Here is a 14,325-nt window from a genome sequence, read left to right as displayed (position 1 = left end):
CTGTGAGAGGAGCGGCATATCGCACATTTTCGGCGCATTGTCCTGTGAATCGCCGCCGCATGGTCTGGCGACGGTTGCCAGCCCGGGCTTGCGCACGACAGCCCGGCGTTTCTGTCGGCGCTGATCTCGGCGACATCCCGGCTGGGATCGGTATACTGCCGCCACGTACCGGAACAAGGATCAGATGATGGACGATACGATTGGCTTCCCCGATCCCGGTCTCGACCTGTCGGATGGCTTCAAGCCGCACACCTCGCATTGGGGCGTGTTTTCCGCGCGTCAGGGCGCGGCCGGGCTGGAGGTCAGGGCTTATGCGGGCGACCCCGATCCGAACGGCATCATCGACAATTTCCCCGGCGCGCTCCGCCATCAGGCGCGCATTTCCCAGCCGGCGATCCGCCGCGGCTGGCTCGAGCGCGGGCCGGGCCCCGACGATCGCCGCGGCCGCGACGAATTCGTCTCCGTGAGCTGGGAGAAGGCGCTTGACCTCCTCGGCGACGAGCTGTCGCGCATCCGCGATACGCGAGGGCCTGGCGCCGTGTTCGGCGGCTCCTATGGCTGGTCGAGCGCCGGCCGCTTTCATCACGCCCAGAGCCAGGTGCATCGCTTCCTCAACATCGCGATGGGCGGCTATGTGCGCTCGGTCAACACCTATTCCTCCGGCGCGTCCTCGGTGCTGCTGCCGCAGATTCTGGCGGGTTACGAGGACATCACCAAGCGCAATGTCACCTGGGAGCAGATCGCCGAGACCACCGACATCGTGCTGGCCTTCGGCGGCATGGCGCTGAAGAACTCAATGGTGGCCGGCGGCTCCATCAGCAAGCACGTCGAGCGCGGCGCGATGGCAGCGGCGAGCCGGCGCGGCTGCGACTTCATCCTGGTCAGCCCGCTGCGTGACGATCTGCCGGTGGAAGCCGGTGCCAAATGGATGAGCTGCGTGCCCGGCACCGATACCGCGCTGATGCTCGGCATCGTTCACACGCTGGTCAGCGAAGGCCTGCACGATCAGGCCTTCCTCGATCGTTACACCGAGGGTTGGCCGGTCTTCCTGCGCTACCTCACCGGCGAGAGTGACGGGCAGGCCAAGCATGCCGAATGGGCCGCCGCGATCTCAGGCGTCGAGGCGGAGACGATCCGCAAGCTCGCGCGCCGGCTCGCCGGAAAGCGCGCGCTGATCACCGTCTCGCATTCGCTGCAGCGCGCCGAGCATGGCGAGCAGCCGGTGTGGATGGGCATGGTGCTGGCGGCAGCCCTCGGCCAGATCGGCCTTCCCGGCGGCGGCTATGCCTATTCGCTCGGGGCCATCGGCTATTACGGCCGCCGCGTCAACGACGTGCCGGGGCCGACGCTGGGGCAGGGCCGCAACGGCGTCGCCGATTTCATTCCCGTGGCGCGCATCGCCGACATGCTGCTCAAGCCGGGCAGCACCTATCGCTACAATGGCGAGACGCGGACCTATCCGGACATCCGCATGGTCTACTGGGCCGGCGGCAATCCCTTCCATCACCACCAGGATATCAACCGCCTGCGCAAGGCTTTTGCGAAACTCGATACGTTCGTCGTGCATGAGCTTGCCTGGACCGCCACCGCCCGTCATGCCGACATCGTGCTGCCGTCGACGATGACGCTCGAGCGCGAGGACATCGGCTATTCCAGCAACGACCCCCTCATGGTGGCCATGCACCAGATCGCCGAGCCATTCGGGCTTTCGCGCGACGACTACGATATCTTTGCCGATCTCGCCGACCGTTTGGGGGCCCGCGAACCCTTCACCGAGGGCCGCACCTCGCGGCAATGGCTGGAGCATCTCTACGAGCCGACCCGCGCCTCGCTCGCCAAGCGCGGCCTGGAAGCCCCTCGCTTCGACGAGTTCTGGGCGCGCGGCAGCCTGGTCGTGCCGCAGCAGCCCGATGACGGCGGCCGGCTGCGCCGCTTCCGTGAGGATCCCGTCAATCACGCGCTGCCGACGCCGAGCGGGCGCATCGAGATATTTTCGGCCAAGATTGCCGGGCACAACGATGCGGATTGTCCGGGACATCCGGTCTGGCTCGACAAGACCGACATGCCCAAGCCGGGGGCGCCGTGCTTCCTCGTCGCCAACCAGCCGGTGACGCGCCTGCACAGCCAGCTTGATTTCGGCGGGCACTCGCTTGCCGCCAAACATCGCGGCCGCGAGGTCGCGCGGATGAACCCGCGCGATGCGAACGCGCGTGGCATCAAGGACGGCGACATCATCCGCCTGTTCAACGATCGCGGTGCGTGCCTCGCCGCGGTCCACGTCACCGACGGCATCGCGCCCGGCGTGGTGCAGCTTCCGACCGGCGCCTGGTACGATCCGATGGACCCCGAGGACGAGGCGCCGCTCTGCGTTCACGGCAATCCGAACGTGCTCACCCGCGACATCGGGACCTCGTCGTTCGCGCAAGGCTGCACCGGGCAGCTGACGGTGGTCGAGGTGGAGAAGTTCACCGGCAATCTGCCGCCGATCCGCGCGTTCGATCCGGTGTAGCCCTCACGTGCGCCCGACGCTGCACTACGCCGCGGCGCTGGCGATCCAACCGATCTGCGGGGAAGGGCGGCGCCGCGGCGGCGCTTCGACCTCGAGCCGCTCACCCCTGCTGGCGAGGCGCCAGCGTGCCGGTGACTCGCCGCTGATGCGCTTGAACACGGTCGAGAAATGCGCCTGCGTGCTGAAGCCCACGGCAAGAGCGATCTCCGCCAATGGCCGCTCGGTGGTTGCAAGCAGCGTCTTCGCCTGCTCGGTCCGGTGATTGAGCAGATATTCGCGGGGACGGTAACCCGTCGCTGCGCGGAATTGTGCCGCAAAGTGCATCCGGGACAGGCCGGCGACATTGGCGAGCTCGGACAGGCTGATGCCGCGGTGGAAATGATCGGCGATATATTGCTCGACACGCCGCAGCCGCCATTTCGGCAAGGCGTTGACCCTGACGCGCGGCAACTCCATCCGGGTGAGATGCATCGCCAGGGTCCGGCCGATGCACTGCGTGAAATGCCGGTCTTTGGCATCACTCTGCTCGATCAGCGCCTTGGCAAGTTCGGCGGCGAGCGGATCGCGGAGCAGCACGAGATCATTGAGCCCGTCAGTCGCAACGACATGGGCCGGAAGATGATCCGTGGAGATGTGGACGTGCAGGAAGGCGCATGGCGACTGGAACTGCACGCCGAGAGATTTCGACGGAGCGGTGACATAGAGCGTCCCCGCAGGCATGGTGCCGTCGAAAATGATCTGGCGGTCCCGTGTCAGCTTCGCGCGCGTGGTCTTCAGGGCGATGCCGATGAAATAGCGATCGTCCGGCGTCGTCGTCTCGTGCGACGAGCTGCTCCGCGTGTCCTCCCATCGCGAGATCGTGATGTCCTGGGTCGCGGCGTCCGGAGCGCGATCGATCTGACGCCATTGGCTCTCCCGGGCGATCACCTGCGTCGGGCGAAGAACCTCGTGATCCCGCGAGCCGGCTGGAAAATCGATCCAGGCATGGGCCGCGTGCAAATTGTTCGACATCGCTCGTCCTCTCCTGGCTTTGCCGCGGTTTGCAACGACCGGCAAACGCGCAAACCCAATGCTTTCCATACTCGGAGGATAGGCGTGAGCTGGCCAGGACGCCCGTTAGTGGTGATTAGGATCTGTTAGATTTTGTGCGCGTGCACCAGGTGCGACAGCCCGCCGCAGTCGTTTGATCAAGTCCAATTTGTCGGAGATTTGCCCGGCTGCCGCTGTTTGAGGGGACCTCAAGGAGGATCGCGTGGGGATCGACGTGCCGGTGTGAGATCCGCGCAGGGCCTTCGCTGGACCTCGCATCGGTGCCGGGTATAGTCCCCGCGCGTTTCGAGGAAGCAGTCGTCAAGATGAGCAAGATGTGACCGACCTCACGGCAGGACATGGCCCCCGCAGCGGCGGCGCCGGAACGATCCCAGATCTCGATGCCGTCTCGTTCGGGCCGTTCTCGCTGCGCTCGCGGCTGCTGGAGAAGGACGGCGTGCCGGTCAAGCTCGGCAGTCGGGCGATGGATATTTTGCGCCTGCTCGTCAGCCGAGCCGGCGAGGTGGTGCCAAAGAACGAGATTCTCGGCTACGCGTGGTCCGGACTCTCCGTCGAGGAGATCTCCTTGCGGGTTCATGTCGCGGAGCTGCGCAAGGTGCTCGGCGACGGCAAGGACGGTGTCCGCTACATCACCAACATCCCGAGCCGGGGTTATTGCTTCGTCGCGCCGGTGCAGCGTGGCCCACGCGCTGAGCCGCCTGCGCTCACGTCGCGGCCGGCCGAAAGGGTGACGCCGTCGCCGTCTCTGCCGCATCGCCTGGACCGGATGGTCGGGCGGGACGAAATCGTGGCCGAATTGGCGCCGCGCTTGCTCCGCGATCGTTTCATCACGCTGCGCGGGCCAGGCGGCATCGGCAAGACCACCATTGCGGTCGCGCTCGCGCATGACCTGTACGACAGGTTCGAGGGCAACGTCCATTTCCTTGAATTCGGTCCGCTCAAGGATGCCGCGTTGGTAGCGAGCACGGTTGCCGCCGCGCTTGGCCTCGTCGTGCATCACAACGATCCGAGTGGCAGCATCGTCAATTTCCTGCGCGGGCGGCGGCTGCTTCTCGTTCTCGACAGCTGTGAGCACGTCATCGACGCGGTCGCACGTCTCGCGGAAGACATCCACCGCGAGGCGCCCGGCGTCGCCATCCTCGCCACCAGCCGCGAGCAGCTGTCGGTGGCGGGCGAGCAGGTTTTCGAGCTTGCTCCGCTGCCCGGCCCGCCGCAAGGCACACGCCTCAGCGCCGGCGAGGTGCTGAATTATCCGGCGGCGCGCCTGTTCGTCGACCGCGCCAGTGCGGCGGGGCATCGCGACGATCTCACCGACGAGGATGCGGAAATCCTGGTGCAGATCTGCGGCAAGCTCGATGGCATCGCGCTCGCGATCGAACTTGCCGCCGCGCGCGTCGGTCTCTACGGGCTGCGCGAGATGGCGGCGCTGCTCGACAGCCGTCTGCAGCTCGAATGGCGCGGGCGGCGAACGGCGCCGCCGCGGCAGCAGACGCTCGGTGCCACGCTCGACTGGAGTTTCGGCCTGATCGGCGAGAACGAGCGCATCGTGTTTCTGCGGCTCGCCGTCTTCGCAGGTCACTTCACCCTGAAGGGCGCCATAGCGGTGGCGGCCAAGGAGGCAACGCCGGAGGATCGCGTCATCGAGGCGCTGGAGCAGCTCGTGGCCAAGTCGCTGGTGTCCTCGCAGCCGGACGGCGCATCGCGGCGCTATCGCCTGCTGGATGCCACGCGTGCCTATGCCATGCAGAAGCTGGCGGATGGCGGTGAGGCCAACACTATCGCGCGCCGTCACGCCTGTTACGTTCAACGCACGCTCGAAGCCGGCCTGACGGCGCAGGGCGGCGGCGGCCAGGTGTCCCGCTCGCAGGAGCGCGCGGGTCTGCTCGCCGATTCCCGCGCGGCGCTGGCCTGGAGCTACGCCCATGATGACGGCGCCGATTTGCGCGTGCCGCTTGCCGGCAGTTGCACGGGGCTGTTCGTCGAGCTCAATTTGCTGAACGAGGCGCGCATCTGGTCCGATCGCGCACTCGCGATGCTCGACGACGCCGATCGTGGCGGCCGATGGGAGCTCGAGCTCCAGTCGACGCTCGGCCACGCCTTCATGTTCACCGAGCGCAACAGCGAGCAGGCGGAAGCGGCGCTCAGGCGCGGGCTGGAGATCGCGCAAGCGCTCGGCGACCATGCCAACACGTTCAGGCTGCTGTCGCGACTGAACATGTTCTACCGCCGGACCGGCGGCTACCGGCAGCTGGTGCCGACAGCGCGTCACGCCGAGCGGATCGCGCGCCTGATCGGCGATACCGCGGGCATTGCGGGCAGCAAGGCGCTTCTCGGCGTGTCCTATCACCTCGCCGGCGACCAGGCCGAGGCGCAAGCTCATCTCGACGAGGGCATGCGCGACGACGCCGCGCTGCGGGGCACGCAACCGGGACATTTCGCCTATTCGCGTACGCCGCAAATTCCGCTCGCGCGCGTGTTGTGGCTGCGCGGCTATCCCGATCGCGCGCTCGAATGCGTCCTCCCGCTCGTCGGCGCATCAGCGCCGCGCGACGTGGTCATGCATTGTATCGCGCTGTGCTGGTCCGCCTCGGTGTTCGGTTGGGTCGGCGACTGGTCCGCCGTCGAGACCATGAGCACTCGCCTGGCGACGCATGCGAGTATGCACGGGCTCGTCCCCTACGAAGCCGTTGCGACCGGCTTTCGGGCGCAGACCATGATTGCCCACGGCGAGGCCATTGGCGGCATCGACCTGTTGCGGAGCGCGCTTCCGCGTCTGCACGCGGATCGCTACGAGCTCTATATGTCGGCGTTCGCCGCGGATCTGTCTTCCGGGCTGGTCTCGTTGGGGCGCTTGGCGGAAGGCGCTCAGGTCCTTCACGAAACCATCGACCGCGTCGAGCAGGAAGGCGGCGCCTTCGACATGCCGGAGCTGCTCCGTCTGCGCGGAGAGCTGGAGGCGCAGAGCGGAAAGCTCGACGCGGCCGAGGCTAGCCTTGTTGCGTCGGCAGAGCTCGCCGAGCAACAGGGCGCGCTGTCCTGGCGGCTGCGCACCGAGATGTCGCTGGCGCGGCTACGCGAGCGGCAGGGTGTACGAGATCCGCGCGAACAACTCGCCAAGACGTACACGCGGTTCTCCGAAGGGTTCGAGACCGCCGATCTCAAGGCCGCACGGCTCATGCTGAATCCGCCTTCCCCCTGATCAAGCCGAACAGCGGCGGCGCCTCCGTAGCGATCCGCCCCGCGGGTTGCTGTCAGCCCTTGTGCCCGTCCAGTCGCGCAAGGAAGCCGCGAACGAGCGCAGCGATTTCGTCGGTGGCTTCATCCAGCGCGAAATGGCCCGCCTCCAGGATGTGAACCTGCGCATCCGGAACGTCGTCGCGATAGGCCGACGCGCCGGCGACCGCGAAGGACGGATCGTATTTGCCCCAGACCACCAGCGTTGGCGGCCGGGTCTTGCGCAACCATTCCTGCCATTCCGGATAGGAGGCGACGTTGGTCCGGTAATCCAGGAACAGCGTGGTCTGGATCTCGGCCTGTCCCGGACGGGTCAGGAAGGCGTATTCGTCGGTCCAGCTATCGGGGTCGTAGCGTTCGGGGTGCGGGCTGGAGCCGAGATGCCGCTGGCGCGTTGCCGCCAGCGAGGTGAAATTGGCCTTGAGCGCCTCGAGCTCGTGGGCCGGATCGGCCCAATATCTGCGACGCGCCTCCCAGAGCGGGCTCAAGCCCTGCTCGTGCGACACGGCATTCTGGATGATGATCCCGCGGACACGTTCGGGATGCGCCAGCGCCATGCGGAAGCCGACCGGGCCGCCATAGTCCTGCATGAACAGGACGTAGTTGCCAAGACCGAGCTTCACCGTAAGCTCGTTCATCACGCCGGCGATGTTGTCGAACGTATAGGTGAAATCGGACGGCGGCGGCGCGCTGCTGTTGCCGAAGCCGGGATAGTCCGGTGCGATCACGTGATATTTGTCGGCGAGCAGCGGCAGCAAGGGCTCCCACATCCGCGACGAGGACGGAAAGCCGTGCAGCAGCAGCACGGTCGGGGCGTCGGCTGGCCCAGCTTCGCGGTAGAATATCTTGAGGTCACGAACATCGACGCTGTGATAGCTGATCGAGCGCCGGCTCGATCGCAATTCCTGCGCTGAGGCTTGCACGACGGCGCAGGCCATTGCGGCCGAGAGGGCGAGTGTGGCTGGAATGCTCATGTCATTGCTCTTGCACGTGGCGCGAGGGTTTGCGGAAAGTGCTGCGACGCATTCCACGCTTGTGGATGCGTCGCCTGGGTTTCGTTCGAGCACGTCGTGCGTTGCTCGCGAACCCAATCTGCGCTCGAGGCGGGCCGTTGGCTCGTTATGTAATGTTAGATGTTGAGAGCGGCGATATCAGGTGTCGCCGCTATTCGAAGACGGCGTCGAAGATCTCGACGTCCATCAGCACCGGCTTGGCAATCACGGTTCCATCGGGCCGCAATGTCTGCGCGCGCCGAAGTGTCGGCACCAGGATGCCGCCGAAGTTGTCATGAGCCCAGGAAGAATGTGCGACCTTCATCCCGAAGAGATCGTGATCTGTCCGCCGCTGCAGGGCGCTCTCGTCGAAATAGAATATCTGCTCGGGCGCGAGCGTCATCAGGTGAGCCGGGAATCGTGCCCGCAGCCGCCGCCAGGTTTCGGCATTCTCCTGCCAGGGCGACAGCTCCTCGATCACGACATCGGGGTGGGCAAGCAGGAATGGAATCGTCAGATAACTCCAGATCGCGACGCCGCAGAAGAAGACGAGATGCAGTTCATCGGCAAGCGCAGGTGGATCGACCTCGGAGAATGCAAGGCTCGGGTCACGCCAGGACCGCAGGACCTCACCATCCAGGCTCTCGATCGTGATCGCATCCGGTTGAAAGGAGCCGGAGTGCTCACCCCCGGTGATGCCGGTGAAGCGCACCGATTGCGTCCGGGTCGAGCCTTCAGCGGTCACATCCTTGAATTCCCGGGCATGGCCGGCACTGGAGAACAGCGTCCCGCCAACGGAAAGGTGGAGCGTGAACCGGCTCAAGCTGTTCCAGCGGGCCATTCCGCCGCTGGCATCGATTACATCGTCAAGAAGCGCCATGTCCCGTCACATCCACCGTGCAGTGTCTCCACCATGGCGGGGCGCATGCGGCTTGGCGTGTTAGAAGTTGTTAGGAGTTGCGAGCGGGCAGCATGGCAGTATCTCGTTGAAGATACTCTCAATTCAGGGTGCCCAGCAGCTCCCTGGCAGCGATCAGATCGCGGGTCTGGAGGCCCTCCTGGTAGCGCGCAACGAGGGGGTTGAGCAAAGCGCGGACGTCAGCGGCCTTGCCGGCCTGCTCCCAGATGCGGGCGAGGCTGATCGCCCCGCGAAGCTCCCAGCCGACCGCGGATTGACGCCGGGACAGATCGAGCGATCTGCGCAAGGTACTCTCGGCCTCCACAGCGTTGCCCGACCCGGCGAGGATGTCACCCTTGATCCTGAGCATCTCTGGCATGTCGAAGGATTCGCCATGATCGGGAATCTGGGCGATCGCCTCGTTGATCGTCTGCAAGGCCTCGTCGGGCTGGTTCTGGGAGGCGAGACCCTCCGCGAGCGCCGTCGCGAACACCGTTGTCATGATGCGGTGCCGTGTGGCGTACAACGTAGCCTGACTGCGGCGGAGGTGCTCGATACCCCCCGCGACGTCGCCCCGGCGCAGCAGCAGCTCGCCCTTCTGGCCGATGCCGACCGCGTGATAGGGGCCGAGGAAGTGCCGCGCGGAATGGTCGATCAGCCGCTCGATCAGGATTTCGGCACTGGCCCAGTCGCCGACCCAGAGGAACACATAGATCGTCCAAATCAGGGAGATGCCGAGGGTGAGCGGCTGCTCGAGCAACTCGGCCTCGCGAACGGTGTATCTGGCCACCTCGACCGCTCGCTCGGGCCGGCCCGTGAGCCAGAGCCCGCGCGCCAGCGCAACCAGCGCGACGATGCGGTCGTCATAGCCGAGATGCCCGATATTCAGCCGTTGCGAGCCGGGATTGTGCACCATCGCGCTTTCGCAGAACCGAACCGCCTTGTCCTGGTTGCCGATCAGATGATGCGCGACGCCGAGCATCCAATCCACGTTCAGCGTGGCGGCGGAATCATTCAGTTTGAGCGCAACGTCCTCGCCCTGTTCGCCGGTCCCGAGCGCGCCGTGGAAATCTCCGACCCTGGTCAGGTAGATGTGCAATCCGCGCAGCAGCCAGAGCTGCCAGTGCAGGTCATCGAGCTGCCGGGCGAGCTCGAGACTTCGCGTGAAGGCCGACCGGACCGCTTCCGTATTGCCTTGCGTGAACATCACGGAGACGCCGAGCGCGGCCTGCAAGGTCATTTCCTGACGGCTGTCCACCGCGCTGGTGTCGAGCGACGCCAGCGCCTGCTGGGTCCATCGGTAGCATTCCGTCAGCAATGTCAGTTCGAGGAAGAACTGCGCCGCCGAGGCCGCCAGATCCACGCCGATCGTCCGGTCGCCGCCGTCCGAAAAGCTGAAGGTCAGCGCGGCCCGGACATTGGGCACATGGTCGGCATAGGGAAGGAAGCCGCCCGCGCTCTGCATGCCCGTGGATTTCAGCGCAATGTCGCGCAGGAAGTCGCGGAAATATTCGGCGTGGGCGCGCGCGACGCGGTCCGCTTCGCCATTCTCGACGAGCTTGTCCGCCATGAAGGCCCGGGTGGTGTCGAGCAGGCGATAGCGCAACCGCCGCTCCGCCGGCGAGGTCGCGATCAGGGATTTGGAGAGCAGGTTCGAAATGGCTTCCACACCTTCGCCCTCGCTGATGCCCTGGCAGGATGCGACCGCAAGCGCGGCTTCCAGCGTGAACGGCCCGACGAACACCGACAAGCCGCGCAGGGTCGCGCTCTCGGCCGGCGGCAGCAAATCGTAGCTCCAGGCAAGCGCTGCGCTCAGGGTCTGGTGCCGCGGAATCGCGGTGCGCCGTCCCCGCCACAGCAGCGAGAAGCGGCTGTCCAGCAGCGATGCGGTCCCGGCAATGCCATAGGCGTTGACGCGTCCGGCCGCGAGCTCGATTGCCAGGGCAATGCCGTCCAGCCGCCGGCAGATCTCGGCAACGAGCGACGCATCCTCCTCGGTGAGCTCGAATTCGCTCAGGCTCTCGGCAATGCGTTCCACGAAGAGCTGGCTTGCGGGATAGGCAAGGATGTCGGCGATGCCGAGGCCTTCGCGCTGCGGCGGGCAATCCAGCGGAAACAGCCGGTGGACGCGCTCACCTTCGGTGCGAAAGGATTCGCGGCTGGTGGCCAGAATATGCAGCTTCGGCGCCTCGCGGACCATGCGCTCGGCCAGAGGGGCGAGCTCATCGAGGATATGCTCGCAACTGTCGAACACCAGCAGCATGCGCCGGCTGCGCAGGACCGTCAGCAGGCTCGGCACGGGATCGTCGGCGTTGACGGTCAGGCCCAGTGCGGCCGCAATCGTGCCGGGAACCAGCCGGACATCCGTCAACGCGCCGAAATCGACGAAACACACCTGGTCATCGAAGCCGGCAAGCTCGCGATGCGCGACGGCAAGTGCCACCGACGTCTTGCCGATCCCGCCCGGGCCGACGATTGTGACGAAGCGATGCTGGGCAAGCTCGGCCGAGATCTTCTCGACCGCATCGTCCCGCCCGATCATCTTCGCGAGCGGCGCGGGCAGCGAGCGGAGCGAAGCGTCGGGCGGGCTGGTCCGGCTCTCCGAAGGCGCAGCCCGGAGCAGCGGGGCCGCGAAGCAATAGCCGCGTCCGGGGACGTTGATCACGTAGCGGGAGCCTTCGCCGGCATCGTTCAAGGCCTTGTCGTTCAAAGCCTTGCGCAACGTCGTGATGTGGAAACGCAGGCTGCCTTCGTCGACATTCACGTCGGCCCAGATGCGCTTGATCAGCTCCCGCTTGTCAACGACCTCACCCGCACGCTCGGCGAGAAAAATGAGGATGTCGAGCGCACGGCCGCCGAGGTGAAGCGGGACGCCGTCCTTCTCGAGCAGCCGCGACTTCGCGAACAAGCGGAATGGTCCGAAGGCAATGACCGAATCTTGCTCGTTAGTGTCCGGCACGGGCCAATAATTCCAGTGAAAATGCTAAAGTGCAGTCTTGGTCTAACAGAACGAGACGTCCAGTAAACTGGCCGAAAGTGGCGAAATCGCGTGGCGATCATCGCAATCGGCCGATGCGCGAGGAGCGTCGCAAATCTAACTTAAACGCGAATGGTCTAGCGAGCGATCGGGACAATCCGGCAATGCGCTGGACCGCGATGGCGGATCTGGATCTCGGTCGTCGCGACGGTGATCATAACAGAATCTTGCAACGTCTAACGAGCAACGGGCGCAAACAGCATCCAGTATGGCCTTCGAGTTAGACGCAATTTTCAACGGGAGGCTATGATGTCCGCGATCGGCGCTCGGCCGAACGACCACGTCGTTCGATCTCAATTTGTACCTGGTCTCGATGATCAGTCGCGTGATTGGGAGCTCGTGCTGCGGGAATCCCACCATCGCATGAAGAACACGCTGACGCTGCTGGGTGCGTCAGTCCGTCGCGATTTCACGCGCGCGGGCAGGGGCGATATGTCGCTGGCGGTGGACCGGCTCGAGCGGCGCATCGTCGCCTTCGGCAGGCTCTATCAACTCTTGTCTGATCATGACGATCTGCCGGTCGTCTCCACAGCGGCCTTCTTCGAAAGCCTGTGCGAGGCGATCTCCGAGGCTGTGCTGGAACCGGCAGGTATCCGCTGCGAGGCTGCGATCGAAAGCGGCTCATTGCCGGCGGCGCAGCGTCATCGGCTCGCGCTGATGCTGACGGAGCTGGTCACGAATGCGGCAAAGCATGCTTTCCCGAGCAAGAATGGTGCGTTGATCCGCATCGGCCTGGCCCGACGCGGCGGCGCCTGGCTCTGCACGGTGGCCGACAACGGCATCGGCGCGACCGGTCCGCTCCAGGGCACCGGTAGCCGGATTCTCGAAGGGCTCGCACGCAGCATCCATGCGCGGCTGCAGGGCGAGGCGGGGGAGGGCGGCACCCGGGTCACGATCGTGATGCCGATTGCTGCGGCGTGACCGCGGGGGAAGCTTCCCCCTGCCTCACAACGGCTAGCGGACCCTAACACTCCATAACGGGCAAAGGTCTGTTGTTTGCGCGACAGTCCTGACGTTCAGAGCGGGTGTCGATTCCGGGCCCGCGGCTTGAAACAAGGAGTTGGACATGGCTGTGATCGAGATCAATCGCGAAGCTGAAACCAAGCCCTCGACATCTCGCGGCGTCGATATGAAGCTCGAGGTCCTCGTGATCCCGGTGTCCGATGTCGACCGCGCCAAGGCGTTCTATGCGCGACTCGGCTGGCGACTGGATGCCGATTTCACGTCAGGCGACGACTGGCGCGTGATCCAGTTCACGCCGCCGGGCTCGGCCTGTTCGGTGATCTTCGGCAGGAACGTCACGGCGGCAGCGCCCGGCTCGGCGCGCGGCCTGTATCTGGTCGTCTCCGATCTCGAGGCGGCACGACAGGATCTGCTCGACCGCGGCGTCGAAGTCAGCGCGCCGTTCCACGGTGCCGGCGACGTTCATGCCGGGCCTGACGAGCCCTATCTGTTCGGCAGCGTTCGAGTCAGTGGTGCTGACCCGAAGCGCGGCAGCTATGCTTCATTCGCCGCGTTCAGCGATCCCGACGGCAATGGCTGGCTGTTCCAGGAAGTCACGACACGATTGCCCGGACGCATCGCAGGCGACGGTACGGCATTCGCCTCAGCGACCGATCTGGCCGCAGCGCTGCGTCGCGCGGCGCTGGCGCATGGCGAGCATGAGGCGCGGACCGGCGGGCACGACGAGAACTGGGCGGAATGGTACGCCGACTACATCGCCCGCGAGCAGGCCGGCCAGCCGTTGCCGACTTGAGCTGCCGCGAAAGGCATCTCCGACTTTAGCCGACACGGCGCGCGATGACATGGTCATCGCGCGCCGTGTCGCATCGCGCGCATGTCATCGTCCTCTTGCGGTGCGCGGACTCGCAACGGCTAACGCAGGCTAACAATCCATAACGAGCAAATTTCCGGGGCCCGCGCCAATCTCTCTGCACACCAACCGACGCGTTGATTTCGAACTCGGTCAGCGTCACCGACCAAGGCAAGGGAGATCCAACATGACCGCGCAAGCACGAACCGAGAGCCTCAATCCCGATCGCCGTCAATTGCTGAGCCAGGCCGCGATGACCGCGGTTGCCGCCAGCGTATCGAGCCTGTTGCCGCTGCATCCGGCCAGGGCCGCCGCAGGCGGCGCCATCCTCCCCTTCCAGATCAACGTGCCCGAGCAGGATCTGCTCGACCTGCGCCGGCGCCTGGCTGCCACGCGCTGGCCGGATCGCGAGATCGTCAATGATCAGTCGCAGGGCGTGCAGGTGACGACGGTGCAACAGCTCGTGCGCTACTGGCAGAGCGACTACGACTGGCGCAAGCTGGAAGCGCGGTTGAACGCCTTGCCGCAATTCGTCACCGAAATCGACGGCGTCGACATTCACTTCATTCACGTCCGCTCGCGGCACGAGAATGCACTGCCGATGATCGTCACGCATGGCTGGCCCGGCTCGATCATCGAGCAGATGAAGATCGTCGGTCCGCTCACCGATCCGACCGCACACGGTGCCAAGGCCGCGGACGCGTTCGACCTTGTGATTCCCTCGCTCCCCGGCCACGGCTTCTCGGGCAAGCCGGCGGTTCTCGGCTGGGATCCCCAGCGCATCGCGCGGGC

Annotated in this window: 9 protein-coding genes; 5 read left to right on the top strand and 4 right to left on the bottom strand. The window is 65.6% G+C overall.

Going from position 1 to position 14,325, the window contains the following annotated elements:
• Nucleotides 1-187: 187 nt before the first annotated feature.
• Nucleotides 188-2,509: a molybdopterin guanine dinucleotide-containing S/N-oxide reductase gene (locus tag IC66_RS0126165; RefSeq protein ID WP_038949647.1), complete on the top strand. Its 2,322-nt coding sequence runs from the start codon at nucleotides 188-190 to the stop codon at nucleotides 2,507-2,509.
• Nucleotides 2,510-2,533: 24 nt separating this feature from the next.
• Here IC66_RS0126165 and IC66_RS0126160 read toward each other — a convergent pair whose 3' ends face one another.
• A complete protein-coding gene (locus IC66_RS0126160) occupies nucleotides 2,534-3,520 on the bottom strand; it encodes a helix-turn-helix domain-containing protein (RefSeq protein ID WP_038949646.1) in 987 nt (328 codons plus the stop codon).
• A gap of 355 nt (nucleotides 3,521-3,875) precedes the next feature.
• Here IC66_RS0126160 and IC66_RS0126155 point away from each other — a divergent pair, with 355 nt between their 5' ends.
• On the top strand, nucleotides 3,876-6,758 hold the full coding sequence (locus IC66_RS0126155) for an ATP-binding protein (protein ID WP_038949645.1): 2,883 nt from the start codon (nucleotides 3,876-3,878) through the stop codon (nucleotides 6,756-6,758).
• A gap of 52 nt (nucleotides 6,759-6,810) precedes the next feature.
• On the opposite strand, the gene IC66_RS0126150 is transcribed toward IC66_RS0126155, so the two are convergent.
• The 3 genes from IC66_RS0126150 to IC66_RS0126140 all read right to left on the bottom strand — a co-directional run bounded on the left by IC66_RS0126150 (nucleotide 6,811) and on the right by IC66_RS0126140 (nucleotide 11,642).
• Entirely contained in the window at nucleotides 6,811-7,767 is a 957-nt protein-coding gene (locus IC66_RS0126150; RefSeq protein ID WP_038949644.1) for an alpha/beta fold hydrolase, read from the bottom strand.
• Between the two features lie 190 nt (nucleotides 7,768-7,957).
• Nucleotides 7,958-8,665, bottom strand: a complete 708-nt coding sequence (locus tag IC66_RS0126145) for a hypothetical protein (RefSeq protein ID WP_038949643.1) — start codon at nucleotides 8,663-8,665, stop codon at nucleotides 7,958-7,960.
• A 118-nt stretch (nucleotides 8,666-8,783) separates the two neighbouring features.
• Nucleotides 8,784-11,642 (bottom strand): ATP-binding protein, encoded by a 2,859-nt coding sequence (locus IC66_RS0126140; RefSeq protein WP_038949642.1) that lies wholly within the window; start codon nucleotides 11,640-11,642, stop codon nucleotides 8,784-8,786.
• 327 nt (nucleotides 11,643-11,969) lie between these two features.
• On the opposite strand from IC66_RS0126140, the gene IC66_RS0126130 reads away from it, so the two are divergent.
• From IC66_RS0126130 to IC66_RS0126120, 3 genes are all read left to right on the top strand, one after another.
• Nucleotides 11,970-12,641, top strand: coding sequence for a sensor histidine kinase (locus IC66_RS0126130; protein ID WP_028143739.1), 672 nt, complete (start codon nucleotides 11,970-11,972; stop codon nucleotides 12,639-12,641).
• 145 nt (nucleotides 12,642-12,786) lie between these two features.
• Nucleotides 12,787-13,476: a VOC family protein gene (locus IC66_RS0126125; protein WP_038949641.1), complete on the top strand. Its 690-nt coding sequence runs from the start codon at nucleotides 12,787-12,789 to the stop codon at nucleotides 13,474-13,476.
• 244 nt (nucleotides 13,477-13,720) lie between these two features.
• Nucleotides 13,721-14,325: epoxide hydrolase family protein (locus IC66_RS0126120; RefSeq protein ID WP_038949640.1), on the top strand; the 605-nt coding region annotated here is incomplete at its 3' end.

The organism is Bradyrhizobium genomosp. III (genome assembly GCF_000261705.1).
Classification (GTDB): Bacteria; Pseudomonadota; Alphaproteobacteria; order Rhizobiales; family Xanthobacteraceae; genus Bradyrhizobium; species Bradyrhizobium ottawaense.
The sequence above is the reverse complement of the archived record's forward strand: the minus strand, read 5'-3'. Positions and strand labels throughout refer to the sequence as shown.

Bases quoted from the DNA above. Each gene is read 5' to 3' on its own strand.
- IC66_RS0126165 (WP_038949647.1), top strand. From the start codon at position 188: ATGGACGATACGATTGGCTTCCCCGATCCCGGTCTCGACCTGTCGGAT.
- IC66_RS0126160 (WP_038949646.1), bottom strand. From the start codon at position 3,520: ATGTCGAACAATTTGCACGCGGCCCATGCCTGGATCGATTTTCCAGCC.
- IC66_RS0126150 (WP_038949644.1), bottom strand. From the start codon at position 7,767: ATGAGCATTCCAGCCACACTCGCCCTCTCGGCCGCAATGGCCTGCGCC.
- IC66_RS0126145 (WP_038949643.1), bottom strand. From the start codon at position 8,665: ATGGCGCTTCTTGACGATGTAATCGATGCCAGCGGCGGAATGGCCCGC.
- IC66_RS0126130 (WP_028143739.1), top strand. From the start codon at position 11,970: ATGTCCGCGATCGGCGCTCGGCCGAACGACCACGTCGTTCGATCTCAA.
- IC66_RS0126125 (WP_038949641.1), top strand. From the start codon at position 12,787: ATGGCTGTGATCGAGATCAATCGCGAAGCTGAAACCAAGCCCTCGACA.